Origin of the sequence: Bradyrhizobium vignae, from assembly GCF_004114425.1 — a bacterium.
Classification (GTDB): domain Bacteria; phylum Pseudomonadota; class Alphaproteobacteria; order Rhizobiales; family Xanthobacteraceae; genus Bradyrhizobium; species Bradyrhizobium vignae.
Map to the genome: position 1 here is coordinate 16,442 of NZ_RDQF01000048.1, position 22,832 is coordinate 39,273.

A 22,832-nucleotide genomic window follows, 5' to 3' on the forward strand; every position below is an offset into this window, starting at 1 on the left:
GATTCCCACCACCATCGGAACCCTGCCATGAAAGCCGCCATCCTCGTCTTTCCCGGAATCAACCGCGAGCGCGACATGGCGCGCGCATTGAGGCTGATCTCCGGCAGTGAGCCGGCGATGGTCTGGCACGCCGAGACGTCATTGCCGCCGGGCACGGATCTCGTGGTCGTGCCCGGCGGCTTCTCCTATGGCGACTATCTGCGCTGCGGCGCTATCGCCGCGCGGGCGCCGGTGATGGATGCGGTGCGCGACTATGCGGCCAAGGGCGGGCTCGTGCTCGGTGTCTGCAACGGTTTCCAGATCCTCTGCGAATCCGGCCTTCTGCCGGGCGTGCTGATGCGCAATGCGCGGCTGAAGTTTATCTGCAGGGATGTGCATCTGCGCGTCGAGCGTTCCGATACCCCGTTCACCCGCGGTTACAACGCCGGCCAGGTGATCCGCGTGCCGGTCGCCCATGGCGAGGGCAATTACGAGGCGGACGAGGAGACCATCAAGCGGCTCGAAGGCGAGGGGCGGGTGCTCTATCGCTATTGCTCCGCCGATGGCGTGGTCGATGAGGCCGCCAACATCAACGGCGCGGCGCATTCCATCGCCGGCATCATCAACGACAAGGGCAACGTGCTCGGCATGATGCCGCATCCCGAGAACCACGTCGAAGACATCATGGGGTGCACTGATGGCCGCGGCCTGTTCGCCGGCCTCGCCCAGCATCTGGAAAAAGCGGCGTGATCTCGCTTGTGGTGAAGCGTGCTCTCGCCGCGATCGCGACGCTGGCGTTCGCGACATTTTCGATCGCGACTTGCGCATCCGCCCAGGACTATCCCAAGCGCCCGGTCACCATGATCGTGCCGTTCGCGGCCGGCGGCACCTCGGACGTGATCGCGCGCGCGGTCGCCGAGCAGATGGGCATTGCGCTCGGCCAGACCATCGTGATCGAGAACGTTGCAGGTGCCGGCGGCTCGACCGCACTGGCGCGTGCCTCCCGCGCCGAGCCCGACGGCTATACCATCGCGATCGGGAACGCCGGCACCAATGCGGCAACCTATACGATCTATCCAAAATTGCCGTTCACGCCGGAATCCTTCGTTCCGATCGCCATGGTGGCGAAGACCTTCGGCATCATCGCGCTGCGCAAGGACTTTCCGGCAAGGGACCTCAAGGAGTTCATCGCCTACGCCAAGGCCAATCCCGGCAAGATCAATCTCGGCCATGCCGGCGTCGGCTCCTCCAACTATCTGATCTGCAAGAGCTTCGTCAGCGCCGCCGGGATCGACGCGACGCTGGTCGGGTATCGCGGCGCCGCGCCCGCACTCACCGATGCCGTCGGCAGCCAGATCGACGGCGTCTGCGATGCGGCCGCCTCGGTCTCGCAGGCGATCAACGAGAAGTTGGTGAAGGGGCTGGTGGTCGGCTCGACCGTTCGCCTCGCCACGTTGCCGGAGCTGCCGACCTCGGCGGAAGCGGGCCTGCCCGAGTTCGAGGCACAGGGCTGGAACGGCCTGTTCGCGCCCAAGGGCACGCCGCCGGCCGTGATCGCCAAGCTGAATGCCGCGGCGCGCACGGCTGTGGAAACCGACGCGGTGAAGAAGCGATTTGCCGATCTGTCGACTGTCGCACCTGACGACAACGAGCATACGCCGGAGTTGCTGCAGCAGCTCGTCACGCGCGACGTCGAGAAGTACCGGAAGATGCTGGCGGACGACGCCAAGCAATAGCTGTGTTTGGACATCCTCTTCAACGAGCTGCTGATCCAGATGCGCCGCGCGCCATATCTGCGCAGGCCCAGCCGAATGGCTATCGATCGGGGGAAGCCGATTTCGGGGTGAGCGGAGCGGGTTCCTCGCCTCTCCCCGGCGGGGAGAGGTGAACCGAGCTATCTGCTCGCATCGATGCAACCAAATCTCATTCCACTACCGCAGCTTAAGCTTCTCCGCCGGCACCGTCATGGCCGCAACGCCAGCCATGACCAACAATAATCCCAGCGCCAGGTTCGACGGCACGCTCTCGCCGAGCAGCAGCACGGAGAGGCCGACGCCGATCGGGATGCGCAAATAGCCTTGCGCGTTGGTGGTCAGCGTGCCGAGCCGGCCGAGGCAGACGTAGAACAGCATCAGGCCTAGCGCGCTCGACACGATGCCCATGACGATGGTGGCGATGATGGCCGTCGGCGTCGGATGCAAAGTCCAGGGCTGGTCGATGATCAGCGAGGGAGGCAGCAGCACGAGGCCGCCGAACAGCAGGGAGCCGGCCGCAACCACCATCGGGTCGTACTCGGACAGCCTGAGGCCGAAGATGGTCGCGCAGGCAAAGGAGACGGTGGCGAGGAGGATTGCGATCTCTGCCACGATCTCGCTACCGAAGCCGCGCAGCGCATCGAGGCCGACAATGGCGAGGGTGCCGGCGAGGCCGAGGATCGCGCCAACGAGCTTCAGCAGCGTCGCCGGCTCGTGCCGCGTGATCAGGGAGGTGATCAGGAAGGCGAAGATCGGCGTCGTCGAGGCCAGCACCACCGTATTCGAGGCCGGCACATATTGCTGCGACCAGGTGATGATCAGGAACGGGAAGGTCGAGTTGATCAATTGCTGGGTCGCGAACAGCTTCCAGGCCTTCGCGTCGGTCGGGATCCTGACCCCGCGCATCCACAGGATGGCGAACAGGAAGGCGGCCGCGATCAGCGAGCGTGCCGAGATGAAGGTGATGGGTGGGATCGTATCCAACGCCAGCTTGGCCAGCGGATAGGTCGAGCTCCAGCAGCAGGCCAGCGCGAGCAGCAGTGCATAGTCGCGCCAGTTGCGCGCGCCGGTGGCGGCGATCGACGGCAATGGCGCTGATCCGGACGCCGTCATGCGACCCGTCTCGGATGTGCTCTGCGGCACCTTATGTCTGCTCCCCGGCGCGAAAGCGCTTAGGCAACTGTGGGCGAGGGGGCGCCAAAAAGGAAGGCGCCGAGCTATGCGTTTGGCTGAGGTTGCGCCTTCCGCTTCACCCGCTTGATCGTGCCGGAAAAGGTGAACAGCTGCCTGTCGCCGGACATCATCCTGCCACGCAGGAAAATCAGCGAACCGCCGGCCCGGCTGATCTCGCCGGTGCATTCGACCAGCTCACCCTCCCGGGCCGCGTCGAGGAATTCGCAGGCAAAATTGGTCGTCACGGCCCGTCCATCCAGGACGTGGGTGGCGATCGCAAACAGGGAATAGTCCGCAAAGGCCATGTAGCAGCCGCCATGGACGTTGCCGGAGCCATTGAGGTGCTTCTTCTCGACCCGGAAGGCGCAGCGGACGCTGCCGTCCGGCTCGATCCGGTGCCAGAAGGGTCCGACATGGGACTCAAAACTGTCGCGAATCCAGGTCCGCCAGCCCTTGAATTCCCCCTCTGTCGCGACATGGAGGTCGGGGCGGCGGGGCGGGGGCGCTTTGGTCAATTCGTGCAAGGAAATAGGCCTTCAATTGCGGGTCTTTAGCCCTTAAATCCGATCCGTTCGCGCCGTGCAATTCCCGTTCCCGCGGGGCCCCCGGCGCAAAACGTGGGACAGCGGGAAAATGCGTCATAAAGGGCTTTTCGTGAGCCCCCGATGTTCCTAAGAACGGCCAACCGCCGCCGAAAGCCTCGAATCCATGAAGAATGAACCCAAGATCACCCCCGAACTGGTTGCCGCCCACGGGCTCAAGCCCGACGAGTATGAGCGCATCCTGAAGCTGATCGGGCGGGAGCCGACCTTCACCGAGCTCGGCATCTTCTCGGCGATGTGGAACGAGCACTGCTCGTACAAGTCCTCGCGCATCCATTTGCGCGGCCTGCCGACCAAAGCGCCTTGGGTGATCCAGGGCCCCGGCGAGAACGCCGGCGTGATCGACATCGGCGATGGTCAGGCCGTGGTCTTCAAGATGGAGAGCCATAACCACCCGAGCTACATCGAGCCCTATCAGGGTGCGACCACCGGTGTCGGCGGCATCCTGCGCGACGTCTTCACCATGGGCGCGCGCCCCATTGCCTGCCTCAATGCGCTCAGCTTCGGCGCACCCGAGCACCCGAAGACGCGGCATCTCGTCTCCGGCGTCGTGGCGGGCGTCGGCGGCTACGGCAATTCCTTCGGCGTGCCGACCGTGGGTGGCCAGGTGCGCTTTCACACCCGCTACGACGGCAACATCCTGGTCAATGCCATGGCTGTCGGCCTCGCCGACGCTGACAAGATTTTCTATGCGGCCGCCTCAGGCGTGAACATGCCGATCGTCTATCTCGGCTCCAAGACCGGCCGCGACGGCATCCATGGCGCCTCGATGGCCTCGGCCGAGTTCGACGACAAGTCCGAGGAGAAGCGCCCGACCGTGCAGGTCGGCGATCCCTTCGCCGAGAAGCTGCTGCTCGAGGCCTGTCTCGAGATCATGGAGAAGGGCTGCGTCATCGCGATCCAGGACATGGGCGCAGCGGGCCTGACCTGCTCGGCGGTGGAGATGGGCGCCAAGGGCGATCTCGGCGTCGACCTCGATCTCGATGCGGTGCCGACCCGCGAGACCGGCATGAGCGCCTACGAGATGATGCTCTCGGAGAGCCAGGAGCGCATGCTCATGGTGCTCAAGCCCGAGAAGGAAAAGGAAGCCGAGGCGATCTTCACCAAGTGGGGCCTCGATTTCGCGGTGGTCGGCTACACCACGCCGAGCAAGCGCTTCGTGGTCAAGCATGGCGGCGACGTCATGGCCGACCTGCCCATCAAGGAGCTCGGCGACGAGGCTCCGGTCTATGACCGGCCGCATGTCCCCTCCGCCGCGCTGCCGATCGTGCATGCCCGCGACGTGCCGGCACCGATGACGCTTGGTGCCGCGCTCGAGAAGCTGATCGGCACGCCCGACATGTGCTCCAAGCGCTGGGTCTGGGAGCAGTACGACCACGTCATCCTCGGCAACACCATGCAGCGCCCCGGCGGCGATGCCGCCGTCGTGCGCGTACAGGACGGGCCGAAGGGCCTCGCGCTGACCGTCGACGTCACGCCGCGCTATTGCGAGGCCGATCCGTTCGAGGGCGGCAAGCAGGCCGTCGCCGAAGCCTGGCGCAACATCACCGCGGTCGGCGGCAAGCCGCTCGCGATCACCGACAATCTCAACTTCGGCAATCCTGAGAGGCCCGAGATCATGGGCCAGTTCGTCGGCTGTCTGAAGGGCATCTCGGAAGCCTGCCGCACGCTCGATTTCCCGGTCGTGTCCGGAAACGTCTCGCTCTACAACGAGACCAATGGCCGCGCGATCCTGCCGACGCCCTCGATCGGCGGCGTTGGTCTGCTCGACGATTTCACCAAGTCTGCTTCGCTCGCCTTCAAGGCCGAAGGCGAGGCGATCCTGCTGGTCGGTGAGACCCATGGCTGGCTCGGCCAGTCGGTTTACCTGCGCGACATCTGCGGCCGCGAGGAGGGCGCGCCGCCGCCGGTCGATCTCGCCGCCGAAAAACGCAACGGCGATTGCGTGCGCGGCATGATCCATGCGGGCACCGCGACCGCCGTGCACGACCTCTCCGACGGCGGTCTGCTGATCGCGCTCGCCGAGATGGCGATGGCGAGCGGCATCGGCGCCAAACTGCTGGCGGCGCCGAGTGCGCTGGTGCCGCAAGCCTATTGGTTCGGCGAGGACCAGGCGCGCTATCTCGTCACCGTTCCGGAAACGGAAGCCGGCCGCGTGCTCGCCAAGATGCGCGGCTGCGAGGTGCCGTGCGTGCGGATCGGCACCACCGGCGGCGATGCGATTGCGATCGCAGGCGAGGCGCCTGTTGCGATCGACGTGCTGCGGGCCTCGTTCGAGCGTTGGCTGCCGGAGTATATGGGCGGAAAGGCGGCGTGAGGCGCTGCCACGACCTCCGTCATTGCGAGCCAACGGGTCCGCGCGAAGCGCGGCCCGATGACAGGCTCCGCGAAGCAATCCAGGCTGTCTCCTCCGCGGCAGTCTGGATTCGTCGCAAGGGCTCCTCGCAACGACGAGTGGAGAGGCCTGGCCTCACAACACCTGCGACGCGCCCGGGATCTGCCGCAACGCTCGCGTCAGCGCCCAGCTCGCCGCGACAGTCAGTACAAACCCGATCGTGGCCTTGACGATCGCCGGCAGGTCATAGTCGAACAGCCAGTATTGCAGCCACAGTGCGATCGGATAGTGCACCAGGAACATGCCGAACGCGTCGCCCTGCATTGGATCGAGCAGCCTGGCTGAGCCTGATTGCTTGAACCTCTGGAAAAAGGCCAGGATCAGAAACATGATGGCCACGCTGAAGACAGTGAAGCAGATGGCATAGAGCGCTTCATACCAGTCCGGTAACGGCGACGGGTTGCCCAGTATTTCGCGCTTGATGAAGATCAGTCCCCACAACAGGCAATACGGAACGATCGCCAGTACCATCCAGTCCCAACTGACCTTTGCCATGCGGCCGTCGACAGCGAGCAGCCCGCGATCCATTTGCGCAACGCCGATGCCGGCACCGAAAAAGAAGTAGGTCGCGTAGAGCATCACGCGCCCGTGCTGGACCGAGAATGGCCCGAACTCGAACCAACTGCTTGGTCCGAAGTGAACCCGCCCGGGAATGTAGAACGCCGCGGTGACGGCTAGCATGACCGCGAAGAACACGGCGGGACGACGGCGACCATGTAGCGAAAGGCGATTGATCGGATCGAGCAGATTGGGTGACAGCCGGTGCAGCAGGCAGGCAACCAGGTCGAAGGCGAACAAGACCCAAAGGAACCAAATCGGCCCGCTCGGCCACGGGCCCTTCGTGACCATATTCCACCAGAATTCCGAAAAGCCGATCTCGGGATGCTGCCGCAGGGAGATCGCGTAGTAGGCGAGCGGAATGACCGTAAGGGCACAGACCGCGAAGGGTAAGCCAAGCCGCAGCAGGCGATCTGCCAAATAGCTCCGCGCTCCCTTCCGGGCGATGCCAGACCAGGCGAACAGTCCCGACAGGAAGAAGAACATCGCCATGAAGAAACTGTCGGTGGCGAGCACGATCATGTCGAAGCCGAAGAAATACTTCGGATCGGTATGACCGAAATAAGTATAGGGGATCACCGCGTGATGCAGCAGCACCACCAGAGTCAGGAAGGTGCGGGCGCGATCAATCGCCAAATTGCGCGCCTTGCTCTTCGGCGCGGCATGCACCTCTGCGCCGATCGTCGCTGAATGTGACATCGTCATCGTGGCCGCCCCGATCCTGATCCCGGCTGGACTGTGCCGCCGGGAACTCGATTCAGCAAGGACAGTTTATTTGGAAGGGTCAGCCCCGACGACCTCTAGGAACCAGTTCCGCGCAGCGAAGTTAGCATCCGCCGAAAACGGCGAGGGCCGCAAGAAAGCGGCAGTTCGGAGCTGGTGATGACCATCCTGAAATGGGCGCTGATCTTCCTACTTGTCTCGATCGTGGCCGGCGTGCTCGGCTTCACCGGCATCTCGGCCGCCTCCGCCGACATCGCCCGCTTCCTGTTCTACGTCTTCGTCGTGATCTTCCTGGTGTTGCTGATCCTGGGGCTCACGATCTTCAGGGCGTAGCGCCGTGGTCATTCCGGGGTGATGCGAAGCATCGAACCCGGAATCTCGAGTTTCCGGGTTCGGTCCTGCGGACCGCCCCGGAATGACCATCACCAGAACTACCCCACTTCCTCGATCTTCACCTTGTCCGGATAGAAGGCGAGATGGCCGGAAATCTCGGTCATCGCGGGAAAGGGCGTCTCGTAGGTCCAGATCGCGTTGTCCAGCGTCTTGCCGTCGGCCTTGACGCTGTAATAGTTCGCGTCGCCCTTGTACGGGCAGTGGGTGATGCGGTCGGTACGCTCCAGCAGGGCCATGTTGGCGTCCTCTCGCGGCACATATTGCACCGCCGGATATTTGGCCTCCTTTAGAGTCAGCGCCTTGCTGGTCTCGGCGATCACGATGTCACCCGCCGTGACGCGGACGCGCCGGGGATTTGGGGTGATGGTGATGGGGTGGTCGGGCCCTGGAAGCTTCATGATTTCACGCCTTTTCGATCAATCTGCCGCGCACGGCACTTTGTCGTGCCTTTCTCCTGGTGCGATCACGGATATAGTGTCGGAAGACGTGACCTAGAAGGCCGTTCACGCTAAGTTTGAGCCTGCCGGCGAGGGGACCACTGGCCGTGATTCGAACGCTTAGACCAGAAGGAGCAAGACCCGAATGCCCATGGACGCCCACGATATCGAGGCGATGATCAAGGCAGCGATCCCCGATGCCGAGGTGACCATCCGTGACCTCGCCGGCGACGGCGATCACTATGCCGCGACCGTGATCTCGGAATCCTTCCGCGGCAAGTCGCGCGTCCAGCAGCACCAGATCGTCTACCAGTCCCTGCGCGGCCAGATGGGCGGCGTCCTGCACGCGCTGGCGCTGCAAACCGGTGTACCCGGCAGCTGACCTGATCGCGCCACGGGGACGATGATGGCTGCGGACAACCCGCGCGGCGCGATGTTTCGCGTCATCGTGCCGAACCAGCACAGCCGCGTCACCTTTGTCGAGCTGTTCTTCGACCTCGTCTTCGTCTTTGCCGTCACGCAAATCTCGCACACGTTGCTGCACCATTTCACGCCGCTCGGCGCGGTGCATGTCGTGGTGCTCTTTCTCGCGGTGTGGTGGGTGTGGGTCTACACCGCCTGGGTCACCAACTGGCTCAATCCCGAACTGACGCCGGTCCGCCTCCTGCTCTTTGCGATGATGTTGGGTGGTCTCGTGCTGTCGACGACGATCCCGACCGCCTTCGAGGGGCGCGGCCTGTGGTTCGCCATTGCCTATGCGACCATGCAGGTCGGACGTACCGCGTTCTGGCTGTTCGCAACGCCGCGGCATCGAACGGCCGTGCGGCACAACGCGATCCGCATCCTGACCTGGCTGTCGATCTCCGCGGTGCTGTGGATCGCAGGCGGTCTGTCCGAGGGCGACACGCGGCTATGGCTGTGGATCGCGGCGGTGACCTGGGAATACATCTCGCCGGCGGCACGCTTCTGGGTCCCGAAGCTTGGATTCTCCTCGGTCGAGGCGTGGGCCGTCGAAGGCGGCCACATGGCCGAGCGCTGCGCGCTGTTCGTCATCATCGCGCTCGGTGAAGCCATCGTCGTCAACGGCGCGACCTTCGCTGAACTGGAGTGGACCGCGGGCAATATTCTCGCTTTCGTCGCGGCGCTGGTCGGCGCCATCGCGATGTGGTGGATCTATTTCCACAAGGGCGCGGAGGCGGGCTCCGAGCGGATCTCCAAGTCAGCCGAATCCGGCCGCCTGGCGCGGCTCGCCTACACCTATCTGCACATGCCGATCGTCGCCGGCATCATCCTGACCGCGGTCTCGGACGAGCTCGTGCTGAAGCATCCGACCGGCCATCCCGACATCCGCACGGTCGTGAGCACGATCGGCGGCCCGCTGGTGTTCCTGGTCGGCACCATCCTGTTCAAGCACACGATCCGCGGCTTCCTGCAGCTCTCGCACGGCATCGGCATCATCCTGCTGCTGGCGCTGTGGTGGTTCGCCGCCGATCTGTCGCCGCTCTGGCTGTCGGTCGCAACGACCGTGATCATGATCGTCGTGGCGGTGTGGGAGTCGGTGTCACTGGGGTCGGTGGCGGAAGGGGCCGAGGAGCATTGACTCTTGAGCGGCCTCTGAGCAAGCGCCTCGTCCTTCGAAACGACCGCGGAGCGGTCTCCTCAGGGCGAGGCTAACGGGACGTGGTGCTCCTTGATATTGCTGCCGCGCACTCCGTCCTCATCCTGAGGAGCCCGCCAAGGGCGGGCGTCTCGAAGGATGTCTCGGAGCGCTCACTCAGCGACTTCCAGCGCGTGCACCGAGAACATTTTGGCTGCATCCGTCCAGCTTTCGCGCACGCGCCAACCCGCGCCCTGCGCCAGCGCGGCGAAGCGCTCGAGGCTGTATTTGTAGCTGTTCTCGGTGTGGATGCTCTCGCCGGGGCGGAACGAGAAGCTGGTGCCGAGCAGGCGCACGGTCTGGCTCTTCCGGCTGATCAGGTGCATCTCGATGCGGTGCCGCTCGCGATTGTAGATCGCGCGATGAGTGAAGGCGGAGAGATCGAAATTGCCGCCGAGCTCACGGTTGATGCGCACCAGCACATTGAGGTTGAAGCGCGCGGTGACGCCGGCGGAATCGTTGTAGGCGTCGTGCAGCACGCGCTCGTTCTTCTCGAGATCGGCGCCGATGATCATCTGCGCGCCCGGGCCGAGGATCTCGCGGGCGCTCTTCAGGAAGGCCTGCGCTTCCTGCGGCTCGAAATTGCCGATGGTGGAGCCCGGGAAGAAGCCGACCTTCAGCATGGACGCGACCTGCTTGGGCAACTCGAATGGCGCGGTGAAGTCGGCGGCCACCGGATAGATGCCGAGTGAGGGAAAATCCCGCTTCAGCCCGTTCGCCTGCGCCGCCAGGAAGTCGCCCGAGATGTCGACGGGCACGTAGGCTGCGAATTTGCACTGACCCAGCAGCAGGCGGACCTTTGTTGTTGCACCCGCGCCGAACTCGACCAGTGCCGCGTGCTCCGGAATGATTTTTGCGATCTCGCTGCCGCGCTCCTTCAGGATCGATAGCTCGGTGCGCGTCGGGTAATATTCCGGCAGGTGCGTGATCGCCTCGAACAATTCCGATCCCGTCGCGTCGTAGAAATATTTCGGCGACAGTTTTTTCGGCTGGCGCGAGAGGTCCTCGATGGCCTCGCGGGCAAAGGCAGTGGTCTGCTCGTCGGGGAGATGGGCCTCGGCCAGAGCGCTGGCGTGCACATTCATGATGCTCTCCTGAACGCGCTGTCCGGCGCGCATTTGTCGACGGATGAGAACTAGTCGTAATAGGCGAGCCGCACTCCGCTGAACTGCCAGCGGTGGTGCGGATAGAAGAAATTACGATAGGTGATACGGCTGTGGCCTTGCGGAGTTGCAAGCGAGGAGCCGCGCAGCACCAGCTGGTTGACCATGAACTTGCCGTTGTACTCGCCGAGCGCGCCTTCGACGGCGCGGTAGCCGGGGTAGGGTGAGTAAGAACTGCGGGTCCATTGCCAGACGATGCCGAAGGCGTCGTTGAGCTGGCCAGCGCGGGCCGCGACCTCCCATTCCATCTCGGTCGGCAGGTGTTTGCCGGACCAGCGCGCGAACGCGTCGGCCTCATAGTAGCTGACATGGCAGACCGGCGCGTCGGGATCGACCGGCTTGAGGCCCGCGAGCGTCATCACCTGCCATGCACCATCGACTTCGCGCCAGTAGCCCGGGGCCTGCCAGTCTTCCTTGCTGGCCGCGGCAAAGCCGTCCATCAGCCAGAGGGTTGCGGTCCGGTAGCCGCCATCCTGCATGAAGTCGAGCCACTCCGCATTGGTGACCAGATTGCGGGCGATCTTGACCGGACCGACGAGGGCGCGGTGCGCCGGCTTCTCATTGTCGAAATGGAAGCCGTCATCGACATGGCCGACGGTGTGTATGCCTTCCTTGAGCGTCAGCCAGTCATCGCCGCTGCGCGTTGCGGCCGGGAAGCGCCAGTCCGGGTCATAGGACGGGTAGATCGGGTTCTGCGCAAAGGCATGCAGGATGTCGGTGAACATCAATTCTTGATGCTGCTGCTCGTGGTTGAGTCCGACCTCGACCAGAGGCGCCAAGGCCCGGAGCTTGTCCGCGCTCGCTTCGCGGAAGAATTTGACGACGGCGGCATCGACATATTTGCGGTAGGCGCCGACCTCGTCCGCGCTGGGACGGGTGATGTCGCCGCGATGATTGCGGGCATGTCGCGGGCCGGCGCTGACGTAATAGGAATTGAACAGGAACGCGAAATCGGGGTGGAAGGGCCGGTAGCCCACGGTGTGCTCGCCGAGCAGGAATTGCTCCCAGAACCAGGTGGTATGGGCCCGGTGCCATTTGGTGGGGCTGGCATCGGGCATGGACTGGATCTGCTGGTCCTCCGGCGACAGCGGCGCTGCCCGCCTTTCGGTCTCATTGCGGACGGCGAGAAAGGCGTCCCCAAGCCGCTGGGCGAGGTTGCCCGGGTCCGAGGACCGTGACGAAAGCGGGGGTGCGGCCGTAGCGGAGGCTGGTTTCGTCACGTTTTTCTCCAGACAGGACAAGAGAACGTCGTTGGCGTTGCCCGGTTCCAAAACCAAGGTTCGTCCTAAATAGGGGCTCCGTTACGGTATGAAAGTCCTCTCCGGCGATGATATTGATGTCATCAGCCTATGGACCTGTTGGGCGCTGCACCGCCGCCAGGGGCCCGTCGCCGCCATTTTACTTTGGATGCACAACGGTTTGGGCTACATATATAGGCAGGTATCGGGTTAAAACGGCTGAGCCGGCCCGAAGCAATTGGTGAGGGCTCTGCCCCAGAAGGACACGGATATGAGCATCGCGGAATTCATCGACAATGAAGTGAAGTCGAACGACGTGGTTCTTTTCATGAAGGGTACGCCGCAATTTCCGCAGTGCGGTTTCTCCGGCCAGGTCGTCCAGATCCTCGACCATATCGGTGTCGGCTATAAGGGCCTCAACGTCCTGGAATCCGCCGAGTTGCGCAACGGTATCAAGGAATACTCGAACTGGCCGACCATCCCGCAGCTCTACGTGAAGGGCGAATTCATCGGCGGTTGCGACATCGTCCGCGAGATGTTCCAGGCCGGCGAGTTGCAGCAGCTCTTCTCCGAAAAGGGCGTCGTCGTCGCGGCCTGACACGTGACCCTGCCGACGCGCCGGATTGGCAGCGCCGAGCTTGAGGTTATCGTCGCTGACATCACGACACTCGGCGTTGACGCCATCGTCAACGCCGCAAACAGGTCACTCCTCGGCGGGGGCGGCGTCGATGGTGCGATCCATCGGGCGGCCGGGCCCCAGCTTCTCGCTGAATGCCGCATGCCCCACGGCTGCAAGACCGGCGACGCCAAGATCACCAGGGGGTACCGACTCAAGGCCGCCCATGTGATCCACACCGTCGGGCCGGTCTGGAACGGAGGCACCCAGGGCGAGGACGACCTGCTTGCCTCTTGCTATCGACGGTCGATGGAGCTGTGCGGCAAGCACAAGCTGACCTCGGTGGCCTTCCCCGCGATCTCGACCGGCATTTATCGCTTCCCTGCCGCCCGGGCGGCCGATATCGCCGTGCGCACGACGATCGAAGGGCTCGCTTTAGCGCCAACCGTCGCTTGCGTGGTGTTCTGCTGCTTCTCCGAACCGAGCGCCAAGCTCCATGCTGATGCGCTTGCGCGACACAGCGGACCTTGTGCCGATTGAGCTGGCCGGTACACTCCGCCGGACCATGTTCCGGGGAGGGCGTATGATTTCACGATCTGGACTGCGCGCGCTAGCCTGCGGCGCGCTGGTGTCGCTTGGCGCGATCTCGATGGCGCGGGCGGAGGGCACCTACGAGATTCCGGCCGGCGCGCATTTCAATCAGGAGAAGCTCGGCAGGATCAGCGAGTTCTTCAAGAACGAGGTCGCGACCGGCAAGATCGCCGGTGCAAACGTGCTGATCCAGCAGCATGGCAAGCCGGTCTACCACGAAGTCTTCGGCGTACAGGACGTGGTCAGCAAGGCCCCGATCACGGACAAGACCATCTTCCGCCTGTTCTCGATGACCAAGGCAATCACCGCGGTGGTCGCGATGCAATTGCTCGAGGACGGCAAGATCAAGCTGGACGATCCTGTCTCGAAATACATTCCGTCCTTCGCCAATGTGAAGGTCGGCGTCGAGAAGAAGGCCGAGGACGGCACCAAGTCGCTCGAGCTGGTGCCGCCGAAGCGGGCGATGACCGTGCACGATCTGATGACGCACACCTCGGGCATCACCTATGGCTTCTACGGCGACAGCCTGGTCCGCAAGGCCTATCGCGAGGCCAACATCTATGCCGGCGATTTCGATCTTGCCGAGTTCGCCGAACGCATCGCCAAGCTGCCGCTGCACAACCAGCCGGGCGCGCTCTGGCAATACGGTCACTCCACCGATGTGCTGGCACGTGTGATGGAGGTCGCCGCCGGCAAGCCGCTGATCGACATCATGCGCGAGAAGCTGCTCGATCCTCTCGGCATGGTCGATACCGGCTTTTTCGTCACGGACCCCGAGAAGCAGAAGCTTCTGGCGCAGCCGTTGCCGAACGACGGCGATTTCCGCGTCGGCCGGATCAACGACCCGACGGTGAGCAAGAAAATCCAGTTCGCCAGCGGCGGCATGGTGACGACCATGGCGGATTATCGGCGCTTTGCGCAGATGCTGCTCAATGGCGGCACTCTCGAGGGCAAGACCATTCTCAAGCCCGAGACGTTCAAGCTGATGGTGACCGATCAAGTCGGCCCCGGCTCCGGCGTCGATCGTGATTATTTCTACTTCCCCGGCGACGGTTTTGGTTTCGGCCTCGGGCTCGCGGTGCGCACCGATCCCGGCAACGCCAAGCCGCCGCCGCCCGGCGATCTCGGCGAGCTGAAATGGGATGGCGCCTCCGGCTGCTATTTCGTGATCGACCCCAAACAGGACATGTTCTTCGTGCTGCTGGAGCAGACCCCGACCGAGCGCCAGCGCGTGCAGCGAACATTGAAGCAGTTGGTTTATGAAGCCATGGAGAAATGACATGCGCGCGCGCCGCGGGTTCATCGCGGCGCTCGTTGTTCTCGTCTGGGTCGTCGGTGCGCAGGCCGGCTCCGAGCGACGCGCAGTCCGCACACTCTCCACGGAAGGATTGGCGAAGGTTTCCGACTACATCCGGAGCGAGGTCGCGACCGGCAAGATCCCCGGTGCCATCCTGCTGCTCCAGCAACACGGCAAGCCGGTCTATTACGAGAATTTCGGCGTTCGCGACGTGGCCACCGAGATATCGATGGGCGCGGATACGATCTTCCGTCTCTATTCGATGTCGAAGCCGATCACATCAGTCGTGGCGATGATGCTGGTCGAAGAGGGCAGGCTTTCGCTCGACGATCCCGTGTCCAAATACATTCCGGCCTTTGCCGGCATGAAGGTGGGCATCGAGACGAAAGCAGGGGACGGCAAGGTTTCGCTGACGCTCGCGCCGCAGGAACGCCCAGTCACGATCAAGGACCTTTTGCGCCACACCGCGGGGCTGCCTTACGGCTTTTACGGCGGTGGCCCGGTGCGCGAGCTCTTTGCCGCGGCCGACCTCTTCAACAGCGATCTTTCCAACGCCGACTTCGTCGCGAAGATCGCCACGCTGCCGCTCGCCGAGCAGCCAGGCACGGTGTGGGATTACGGCTTTGCCACCGATGTGCTCGGCCGCGTCGTCGAGGTGATCTCGGGCAAGAAGCTGCTCCAGTTCGAGAAGGAGCGGCTGCTCGATCCGCTCGGCATGAGCGAGACTGCGTTCTACGTTGCCGATCCCGCCAAGTTTGCACGTATCGCCGAACCGATGCCGGAGGACCGCAGGATCAGCCCGACGACCGAAATCCGCGACATCAGGAAACCGGTGAAATGGGAATCAGGCGGAGCCGGCATGGTCGGCACGGTGGGCGACTACGCCCGCTTCGCGCAGATGCTGCTGAATGGCGGCACCATTGACGGCAGGCGCTATCTCAAAGCCGAGACGGTTGCGCTGATGGCGTCGGACCATATCGGCCCGGAGACTGGAATCGCACGCGACCAGAACTATTATCCGGGCGGCAGTTCCGGCTTCGGCCTTGGCTTCGCGGTGCGCACCTCTGTGCCGTCGGGAACGTCATGGCCACTGGGCGAATACCGCTGGGACGGCGTCGGCGGCACGTTCTTCTTCATCGATCCCGAAGACGATCTGTTCGGGATCTTCATGGTGCAGACGCCCTCGCAGCGTGGCCGAATTCAACTCGACCTGAAGACGCTGATTTATCAGGCGATGGGACGGTGAAGCGGTCGCCTCCGGAAGCCCGGATGGAGCGGCAGCGCAATCCGGGGTTCTCACCGATGAAAGACTATCCCGGATTACGCTGCGCTCCTCCGGGCGATGGGAACTCACCTCGGCTACGGAACCTACGCTCCCCGCACGATTTCTCGCACGTATCCGATCGTCTCTTCGATCTGGCTCGCATCGACATCCAGATGGGTGCACGCGCGAATGCGGCCGTCCATCATCGCCAGCGTGACGCCGCGCTGGCGCAGGGCTGAGACCATTTTGTCGCCGGGAATGCCGGCGCCGTCCGGTTTGAAGAAGACGAGATTGGTCTCGGGCTCCTGCACCTCGATTCCTGCGATCTGCGATAGTCCGCGGGCGAGCGCGCGTGCATTGGCGTGGTCGTCGGCCAGGCGTTCGACGTGATGATCAAGCGCGTAGATGCAGGCTGCCGCGCAGACACCGGCCTGCCGCATCGAGCCGCCGAGGCGCTGCTTCCATTGCCACACCGCGTCGATGAAGGCGCGCGAGCCCGCGAGTACGCCGCCGATCGGCGCACCCAGGCCCTTCGAGAAATCGATCCAGGCCGAATCCCATCCCGCGGTCATATCGCGCGGGGAGATGCCGCTCGCCACGGTCGCATTGAGCAGGCGCGCGCCGTCCATGTGAGTGACGAGGCCGTGCTGCTTCGCGATCGCGACGATCTCGTCGAGCACCGCCTTCTTCCAGATCGTGCCGCCGCCGATATTGGCGGTCTGCTCGACGCTGACGACGGTCTGTGGCGGCTGGTAACGCGTGCGCGGGTGCAGCGCCTTGCGAAGAGTCTCCGGCGTGAACTGGCCATCGGGGCCCTTGAGCTGGGTGACCTGGAAGCCGCCGATCGCAGCATGCGCGCCGCCTTCGCGCGCGATGATGTGCGCGGTTTCGTGCGCGAGGATCTCGTCGCCGGGGCGGCAATGCACCAGCGTCGCGGTGACGTTGCACATCGTGCCCGAGGGCATGTAGACGGCAGCTTCCTTGCCGAGCAGATCTGCGACGCGCTCGCACAGCGCGTTCACGGTCGGATCGTCGCCGACCTGCTCGTCGCCGACCTCGGCGCGCGCCATCGCCTCGCGCATCGCCGCCGTCGGCTTGGTCTGCGTGTCCGAGAGCAGATTGATGCGCACCGGCGGCGCCTTGGGATCGAGAGGGGGAGGGGTGTAGAGCATGTGACGCCTCCTGAAGCATGACGGCCACTGAAGTGTGGCTCTTAAGTAAAAAGGCCCCGGCGAACCGGGGCCTTTCGATATTCAGTTCTTAGCGCGAATAGAATTCGACGACCAGATGCGGCTCCATCTGCACCGGGAACGGCACGTCGGAGAGGCCGGGGATACGGGTGTACTTCGCGGTCATCTTGCCGTGGTCGACTTCGAGATAGTCGGGGACTTCGCGCTCGGGAAGCTGGCTGGCTTCGAGCACATGCGCGAGCTGCTTGGAGGATTCCTTGACCTCGACCACGTCGCCGACCTTGAGCTGATAGCTCGAGATGTTGACCTTGCGGCCGTTCACCTTGACGTGGCCGTGGTTGATGAACTGGCGGGCGGCGAAGATCGTCGAGACGAACTTCGCGCGGTACACGACCGCGTCGAGACGGCGCTCGAGCAGGCCGATCAGGTTCTCGCCGGTGTCGCCCTTGAGGCGGCTCGCCTCGACATAGATGCCATGGAACTGGCGCTCGCTGATGTTGGCGTAATAGCCCTTCAGCTTCTGCTTGGCGCGGAGCTGCACACCGAAGTCGGAGAGCTTGCCCTTGCGACGCTGACCGTGCTGGCCGGGGCCGTACTCGCGGCGGTTCACGGGGCTCTTCGGGCGGCCCCAGATGTTCTGGCCCATACGGCGATCGATCTTGTACTTCGCCTCACTGCGCTTAGTCATCGCGTCCTCTTCGGTTGCATGGTTTGAGGAAACGCGCCCTCCTGTGTGACGGGATGATCCCGGCACCGACAGGTCCGATCCCCAAAGCTTAAGGGATTTGACCACGGGTCGCGAAACGCTTCGCGGGCCGAAATCGGCCCGCGAGCAGGCGGCTTTTAGGGGAGTTTGGGGCTGGCTGTCAATGCGATTGGCCCCGGAATCAGCCCCTCACCGCCCAGACGGGCTTGGGGACGGCTGCCTGCAATTCGGCAGCGATTTCAGTGTTCAGGACCTGTTCCAGCCGGGTCAGGACCCTCGCGATCGGGGCGGCGTCGGTGACCCGGTGGTCCCAGCGGATCACGACATGGATCGTTTGATCCGGCTCGACGAGCCCATAGCTGACGATAAAGGGGCCCGGTGTGATGGGGTGGAGCTCGCCGCCGCCATAGGCGGCCACCGAGCTCACCGCGAAGCTACCGAACCAGTTGCCGCGCTGGCGGCCGAAATTCAGGCCGATGGCCCAGGACAGGCGCCGCAGCGGCAGCGGCAGGCGGGTGGCCCGCATGATCTTGCGGAACATCGGGACATCAGCGACCGGGGCTGTCTTGCCGCGTCGGATTTCCGCATCGACCGCTGCCAGCGAAAGCGCCTCAGGAGCGGCGATTCGCTGAGGCAGCACGCATTCCTCGCCATTCTCGATCCGGGCGATCGCGACCGTCGCCACGCTCTTCGGCAGCTCATAGAGGGCTGGCCAAGGCCATTTGGTGTAAACGGTGCGCAGGATCGGTTCGTCCCGTGCAACCAGGGCGAAAGCCTTGACGAATATCGCGGCCCACCCGGCGGGCGACGTTGCGCTTGCGCGGGCTTCCAGCACAGGACGGATATGGAGCGAACGGGATAGCGAAACGAAGGGCACGCCCATCGATGCATGCATGAGGTCGCAGATCAGACGGCGCCACGGTGAAATAGTCTTGGGCGTCCCGCGCATTGGTCTCCGGTTCCCAGGGATGAAAGATCAAAATATGTGCGGCGAGCGGGGGGCCCGCCCGCTCGCTCTAGCACGAACCAACCCGCTTGGGGCCGGTCGGTTCGCCGCATCAGGACATCGCCAGTCTGGTCTTGATGACGGCGTAAAAATAAACGATGTCAATGATTTAGCTCTTGATTGGGCGATCCCGGCGGCGCAGCAGGTCCCGGCAATACGTCAATCGGCTTGTTCAGCGCCTAATCCCATCGAAAGCCGCCATGATGCCGCGCTGGAACAGTGACCAGTCGAAGCCGAGCGCGATCGCGCGGTAGCCACGGTCGATCAGGGCATTGGCCTGGTCGGCGGTACGCGCCACGCCGCCGATCGGCACGCCGCTTCGGAGGATGCCGGCCTCGGCGCGCGCGACCAGCTCCAGCAATTCCGGATCGTCCATCTGGCCGCGCTTGTTGATGGAGGTGGCGAGATCGCCGGGGCCGATCACGGCGACGTCGATGCCTGGTGTCGCCATGATCTCGTCGATGCGGTTGACGGCCTCGACATGCTCGATCGTGACCATGCAGATCATCTCGTCGTCGACGCTGGCCATGTAATCCGGCATCGACTGGCCCCAGCGGAACGGTGCGTGGAAGGGCCCCCAGAGCCGGTCGCCGCGTGGCGGGTAGCGTACGCTGCGTACCGCCTTCTCGGCTTCGGCGCGGTTGGTGATCATCGGGAAGTTGATGCCGAACGCGCCGATGTCCATCGGAGCTTTCGCGAGCCACGGCTCGTTCGCGGCGATCCGTACCAACGGCGTGCATGGCGTGCCCGTCGTCGCCGCGATCATCGCATGCGCTTCGGTGAGCCCGATCGGGCCATGTTCGAGATCGACGATGATCCAGTCGAGCGAGCGCGCCATGATCTGCACCATCTGCACGCTCGGGATGGTCGCGATCGCGCCGAAGGCGGGACGGCCCTCGCTCCATATTTGGCGGAGGCGATTGAGCGGCTTTGCGGGGACCGACATGTGATGACCTGCGCAGAGATGACGACGGAGCCTAGCAGCGCGCCGCCGGGGCGCAAGGTTAACCGGGGCACAAGGTCAGGCGACCGCGCGTCCGCCGAAGAACGGCGTCAGCGTGGCGCTGAGGCCATGCACGCGGTTCGAGGTAAAAATCATCTCGGCGCCTGACTGCGCGATGCCGCAGCTGGGAGCACCGAGCAGGTCGGATACGCGGCGGGCGATAGCGGGCGCCGGATCGATCCAGTCGACCGGCCAGGGTGCCAGCCTCTTCAGCCGGTCGAGCAGCAGCGGATAGTGCGTGCAGGCGAGCACCACGGTGTCGGTGCGCGCGCCGGCGTCCTCGGCATCGCCGACGAAGCAGGGGGCGAGCTCGGCGAGGATGGCACCGTCGCTGATCGGGGTGCCGCCAAGCGCGGCCTCGGCGAGCGAGGCGAGCTCGGGCGAGCCGACCAGCGTCACCTCGCATCCTTGCGCGAAATCGCGGATCAGCGCCTTGGTGTATTCGCGTTTCACCGTGCCCTTGGTGCCGAGCACCGAGACGCGGCGGGTCCTGGACTGCGCGCAGGCCGGCTTGATCGCCGGCACCGTGCCGACGAAGGGCAGGGAATAAGCCGCGCGCAGGTGGGACAGGACCAGGGTGGACGCCGTGTTGCAGGCGATGACGACGAGGTCTGGATCATGAGTGCCGATCAGCTCCCCCATCAGCGGTACGACGCGGGCGATGATCTCGTCTTCGCTGTGGTGGCCATAGGGAAAAAAGGCGTCGTCGGCGACGTAGACGTAATGCGCGTCGGAGCGCGCCGCCACGACCTCACGCAGCACCGTCAGCCCGCCAAGGCCGGAATCGAACACCAGGATGGTCGGAGAATTGGTCACGTCATTACCCTAGCCCGCCATGGTTACCATTCGGTTTTTAGGGCGATTTTGCGGCGCGAGGCTGGCATCACGGGTCAAAGCGGCCAGGGGGCATCCGCTCGCAGGTTGACACCTCACCCAAGCCGCGGAACAAGACGGCGTCTCGCCGGCAGGCAATCCCGCGGGGAAGCAACATGCTCACAGTCCACCATCTCGGTAGATCGCAATCCGAACGCATTGTCTGGCTCTGCGAGGAGCTCGAAATTCCTTATGAGATGAAGCGCTACACGCGCGATGAGACGACCATGCTGGCGCCGTCGGAGTACAAGGCGCTGCATCCGGCCGGCACGGCGCCGGTCATCACCGACGGCGAGCTGGTGCTTGCGGAATCCGGCGCCGTCGTCGACTACATCGTTGCAAAATACGGCAACCGCCGGCTCGTGCTCGGTCCCGATGATCCCGCCTTCGCGCAGTTTCTGTATTGGCTTCATTTCGCGAACGGCACCTTGCAGCCCGGCATGGGGCGGATGATGATCCTAAGCCGGCTCGATCTCGCCAAGGACAACCCGACCCTGCTCGCGATGAAGGGACGCCTCGACCGTGCCTACGATCTTCTCGACGCACGGCTTCGCGAGTCCGAATATCTGGCGGACAGCGCCTTCACCACGGCCGACATCATGACGGTGTTCTCGCTGACCACGATGCGCTATTTCCAGCCCTATGATCTCGCGCGCTGTCCGAATGTGGTCAAATATCTCAGCCGCATCGGCGCCCGCCCGGCATACCGCCGCGCGATGGAGAAGGGCGATCCCGGCATGGCGCTGCTCTTGAGCTGAGCAGCAGCGATCACGCGATCCTGTTCGCGGTGGCCGCGCGCTCCGCTGCCAGCTGCTTCTGCAGGCGATCGATGTTTTGCAGCAGGCGCTGGCTGGTCAGCACCAGGAAGTAATAGCCGAACTGCGGATCCTGGAAGTAGATCTCGAGCAGCCTGTCATAGGTGATCGTCAGCACCTGGCCATCCTCGATGCATTCGATCGTACCGGTGCGCCGGTTGTCCGGCGTCAGGAAGCCGAGCTCGCCCATCAGCGCGCCCGGCAGGATCTCGACGTTGATCTCCTTGACCAGGAATTTGCCGGTCACCGTGAGCAGCATCTCCTTGGCCGGGTCGCCCAGTTTGAACAGCGTATCGCCGCAGCGGTATTTGCGTTCGGTCATGAACGGCTTGAGCCACTCGATCGACATGTCGCCCTCGGCGGCATGGCGCGCCTTCTTGACCAGCTTGAGCATCTGCCTCAGGCGAAGAGCGTTGATCGGGAGCAGCAAGAGATAGAGCAGGAACGTCGAGACGTTGGCCGAGAGCGCGCCGAACATGGCGAAGAACGCACAGCCGACCATGTTGGCGACGCGCAGCGGCACCATGGTCCGCATCAGGAGCGTGGCGACGAAGAAGACCGCACCGACCGCGGCGAACAGATTGGCCAGCGTAATGTTGTGGACGAAGATCTCCAGCAGGCGATTGAAGATCGCATCATAGGTGACGTTGTTAGGATCGAGCCCCATCTGGACCAGGATCTTCGCGATCCTGAGGTTATCCGTGGCCGCATCGAGAATGCGGTCGAGGATCGACGAAACGTCTGCGCTGCCGGACGGCATGGTACTAACCCCACATAAGGCCTTCAGTCCTGGTCGGCACTCGTATAACCGAAATCGAATGACGACCGCTTGAATGACGCTTCCGGCCGTCATGCCGCAAGAGGCAAATTCTAGCCTGATCGGGCGTTTCGGCAATTGCCCGTTGGTTGCGCGTCGGGCCACCGGCGCTGCCGCGATTCGGGGGCCGCCGTGCGGGCTTCGGTGTCGCGGATCCGGCCTGGACGAGCGATGCGGCGGGGGGCGGGGCGAGCTTCGCTTACGGCTTGGCCGCGGGTTGCACGACCTGCTGCTCGACGAGGCCGGGGCGTCCCGGCAGCGAGCCGGCGCGCAGCAGCATGGCGACGCTGTTGGCCTCTTCCAGGGCGAAGACGATGCGTGATCCACCCAGCTTCTCCATCTTGTCGGTGATGAAGGCCGCGACCTTGACGCGCACCTTGTCGAGCTGGGTGTCGGCATCGAGAGTGGCAGAGGGCAGAGCGATTGCGGACACCATCGCGAACACGGCGATCAGCCGAATGATGCGGATCCGCAGGGCTTCGTCATCATGACCTCAAGTCTTGCGGCAGGGCGCTGGCGAACGAATTCACGCCACAGCCGGTAGGCAATGGACGAACGCCAAATCATCCATCATTCTGGTCC

The 22,832-nt window shown here is 64.0% G+C and carries 24 protein-coding genes; 11 read left to right on the plus strand and 13 right to left on the minus strand.

Annotation, left to right across the window (positions count from 1 at the left end):
* Nucleotides 1–27: 27 nt before the first annotated feature.
* Complete coding sequence (purQ, locus tag EAV90_RS29615) at nt 28–729, plus strand: phosphoribosylformylglycinamidine synthase subunit PurQ (RefSeq protein ID WP_122402485.1); 702 nt, start codon at nt 28–30, stop codon at nt 727–729.
* On the plus strand, nt 726–1,715 hold the full coding sequence (locus EAV90_RS29620) for a tripartite tricarboxylate transporter substrate binding protein BugD (RefSeq protein WP_129145488.1): 990 nt from the start codon (nt 726–728) through the stop codon (nt 1,713–1,715). Before purQ ends, EAV90_RS29620 begins: the two co-directional genes overlap by 4 nt.
* Before the next feature lie 195 nt (nt 1,716–1,910).
* On the opposite strand, the gene EAV90_RS29625 is transcribed toward EAV90_RS29620, so the two are convergent.
* Together EAV90_RS29625 and EAV90_RS29630 are read right to left on the minus strand one after the other, a co-directional pair.
* A complete protein-coding gene (locus EAV90_RS29625; protein WP_129145489.1) occupies nt 1,911–2,876 on the minus strand; it encodes a DMT family transporter in 966 nt (321 codons plus the stop codon).
* Nucleotides 2,877–2,950: 74 nt separating this feature from the next.
* The gene (locus tag EAV90_RS29630) at nt 2,951–3,430 is read right to left on the minus strand and encodes a PaaI family thioesterase (RefSeq protein WP_164937156.1); all 480 of its coding nucleotides are present in this window, start codon (nt 3,428–3,430) and stop codon (nt 2,951–2,953) included.
* A gap of 184 nt (nt 3,431–3,614) precedes the next feature.
* Between EAV90_RS29630 and purL the strand changes: the two genes are divergently transcribed.
* On the plus strand, nt 3,615–5,825 hold the full coding sequence (gene purL / locus EAV90_RS29635; protein ID WP_129145490.1) for a phosphoribosylformylglycinamidine synthase subunit PurL: 2,211 nt from the start codon (nt 3,615–3,617) through the stop codon (nt 5,823–5,825).
* 153 nt (nt 5,826–5,978) lie between these two features.
* Here purL and EAV90_RS29640 read toward each other — a convergent pair whose 3' ends face one another.
* Complete coding sequence (locus EAV90_RS29640) at nt 5,979–7,166, minus strand: acyltransferase family protein (RefSeq protein WP_122402489.1); 1,188 nt, start codon at nt 7,164–7,166, stop codon at nt 5,979–5,981.
* 177 nt (nt 7,167–7,343) lie between these two features.
* On the opposite strand from EAV90_RS29640, the gene EAV90_RS29645 reads away from it, so the two are divergent.
* Nucleotides 7,344–7,517, plus strand: a complete 174-nt coding sequence (locus EAV90_RS29645; protein WP_007612121.1) for a DUF1328 domain-containing protein — start codon at nt 7,344–7,346, stop codon at nt 7,515–7,517.
* 98 nt (nt 7,518–7,615) lie between these two features.
* Here the strand turns inward: EAV90_RS29645 and EAV90_RS29650 are convergent, their stop codons facing one another.
* Nucleotides 7,616–7,975, minus strand: a complete 360-nt coding sequence (locus EAV90_RS29650) for a DUF427 domain-containing protein (RefSeq protein WP_129145491.1) — start codon at nt 7,973–7,975, stop codon at nt 7,616–7,618.
* Nucleotides 7,976–8,159: 184 nt separating this feature from the next.
* Between EAV90_RS29650 and EAV90_RS29655 the strand changes: the two genes are divergently transcribed.
* Both EAV90_RS29655 and EAV90_RS29660 read left to right on the plus strand, forming a co-directional pair.
* Entirely contained in the window at nt 8,160–8,396 is a 237-nt protein-coding gene (locus tag EAV90_RS29655; protein WP_027525381.1) for a BolA family protein, read from the plus strand.
* A 24-nt stretch (nt 8,397–8,420) separates the two neighbouring features.
* Nucleotides 8,421–9,614 (plus strand): low temperature requirement protein A, encoded by a 1,194-nt coding sequence (locus EAV90_RS29660; protein WP_164937157.1) that lies wholly within the window; start codon nt 8,421–8,423, stop codon nt 9,612–9,614.
* Between the two features lie 170 nt (nt 9,615–9,784).
* Here EAV90_RS29660 and egtD read toward each other — a convergent pair whose 3' ends face one another.
* Complete coding sequence (gene egtD / locus EAV90_RS29665) at nt 9,785–10,756, minus strand: L-histidine N(alpha)-methyltransferase (RefSeq protein ID WP_162500214.1); 972 nt, start codon at nt 10,754–10,756, stop codon at nt 9,785–9,787.
* A 50-nt stretch (nt 10,757–10,806) separates the two neighbouring features.
* A complete protein-coding gene (gene egtB, locus EAV90_RS29670) occupies nt 10,807–12,105 on the minus strand; it encodes an ergothioneine biosynthesis protein EgtB (RefSeq protein WP_164937162.1) in 1,299 nt (432 codons plus the stop codon).
* A gap of 238 nt (nt 12,106–12,343) precedes the next feature.
* On the opposite strand from egtB, the gene grxD reads away from it, so the two are divergent.
* From grxD to EAV90_RS29690, 4 genes are read left to right on the plus strand one after another with little or no spacing between them, the layout of a single operon-like run.
* Nucleotides 12,344–12,670 carry a Grx4 family monothiol glutaredoxin gene (gene grxD, locus EAV90_RS29675; protein WP_018647423.1) on the plus strand — a complete coding sequence of 109 codons (327 nt, stop codon included), beginning with the start codon at nt 12,344–12,346 and terminating at the stop codon, nt 12,668–12,670.
* Between the two features lie 3 nt (nt 12,671–12,673).
* Nucleotides 12,674–13,228, plus strand: a complete 555-nt coding sequence (locus EAV90_RS29680; protein ID WP_129145494.1) for an O-acetyl-ADP-ribose deacetylase — start codon at nt 12,674–12,676, stop codon at nt 13,226–13,228.
* A gap of 43 nt (nt 13,229–13,271) precedes the next feature.
* The gene (locus EAV90_RS29685; protein ID WP_164937158.1) at nt 13,272–14,558 is read left to right on the plus strand and encodes a serine hydrolase domain-containing protein; all 1,287 of its coding nucleotides are present in this window, start codon (nt 13,272–13,274) and stop codon (nt 14,556–14,558) included.
* 1 nt (nt 14,559) lies between these two features.
* Nucleotides 14,560–15,822, plus strand: coding sequence for a serine hydrolase domain-containing protein (locus EAV90_RS29690; protein WP_164937159.1), 1,263 nt, complete (start codon nt 14,560–14,562; stop codon nt 15,820–15,822).
* A gap of 122 nt (nt 15,823–15,944) precedes the next feature.
* On the opposite strand, the gene EAV90_RS29695 is transcribed toward EAV90_RS29690, so the two are convergent.
* The 5 genes from EAV90_RS29695 to murI all read right to left on the minus strand — a co-directional run bounded on the left by EAV90_RS29695 (nt 15,945) and on the right by murI (nt 20,561).
* Nucleotides 15,945–17,012, minus strand: coding sequence for a threonine aldolase family protein (locus tag EAV90_RS29695; RefSeq protein ID WP_122402497.1), 1,068 nt, complete (start codon nt 17,010–17,012; stop codon nt 15,945–15,947).
* 88 nt (nt 17,013–17,100) lie between these two features.
* Nucleotides 17,101–17,718 (minus strand): 30S ribosomal protein S4, encoded by a 618-nt coding sequence (gene rpsD, locus EAV90_RS29700; protein ID WP_122402498.1) that lies wholly within the window; start codon nt 17,716–17,718, stop codon nt 17,101–17,103.
* A 199-nt stretch (nt 17,719–17,917) separates the two neighbouring features.
* Entirely contained in the window at nt 17,918–18,685 is a 768-nt protein-coding gene (locus EAV90_RS29705) for an acyltransferase (RefSeq protein WP_129145496.1), read from the minus strand.
* A gap of 229 nt (nt 18,686–18,914) precedes the next feature.
* Nucleotides 18,915–19,688 carry an HpcH/HpaI aldolase family protein gene (locus tag EAV90_RS29710; RefSeq protein WP_129145497.1) on the minus strand — a complete coding sequence of 258 codons (774 nt, stop codon included), beginning with the start codon at nt 19,686–19,688 and terminating at the stop codon, nt 18,915–18,917.
* A gap of 75 nt (nt 19,689–19,763) precedes the next feature.
* The gene (gene murI / locus EAV90_RS29715) at nt 19,764–20,561 is read right to left on the minus strand and encodes a glutamate racemase (RefSeq protein WP_129145498.1); all 798 of its coding nucleotides are present in this window, start codon (nt 20,559–20,561) and stop codon (nt 19,764–19,766) included.
* Between the two features lie 173 nt (nt 20,562–20,734).
* Between murI and EAV90_RS29720 the strand changes: the two genes are divergently transcribed.
* The gene (locus tag EAV90_RS29720) at nt 20,735–21,376 is read left to right on the plus strand and encodes a glutathione S-transferase family protein (protein WP_129145499.1); all 642 of its coding nucleotides are present in this window, start codon (nt 20,735–20,737) and stop codon (nt 21,374–21,376) included.
* A 10-nt stretch (nt 21,377–21,386) separates the two neighbouring features.
* Here the strand turns inward: EAV90_RS29720 and EAV90_RS29725 are convergent, their stop codons facing one another.
* Both EAV90_RS29725 and EAV90_RS41530 read right to left on the minus strand, forming a co-directional pair.
* Complete coding sequence (locus EAV90_RS29725) at nt 21,387–22,193, minus strand: Crp/Fnr family transcriptional regulator (RefSeq protein ID WP_162500217.1); 807 nt, start codon at nt 22,191–22,193, stop codon at nt 21,387–21,389.
* Nucleotides 22,194–22,449: 256 nt separating this feature from the next.
* Nucleotides 22,450–22,686 carry a hypothetical protein gene (locus EAV90_RS41530; protein ID WP_129145500.1) on the minus strand — a complete coding sequence of 79 codons (237 nt, stop codon included), beginning with the start codon at nt 22,684–22,686 and terminating at the stop codon, nt 22,450–22,452.
* Between the last annotated feature and the right edge of the window lie 146 nt (nt 22,687–22,832).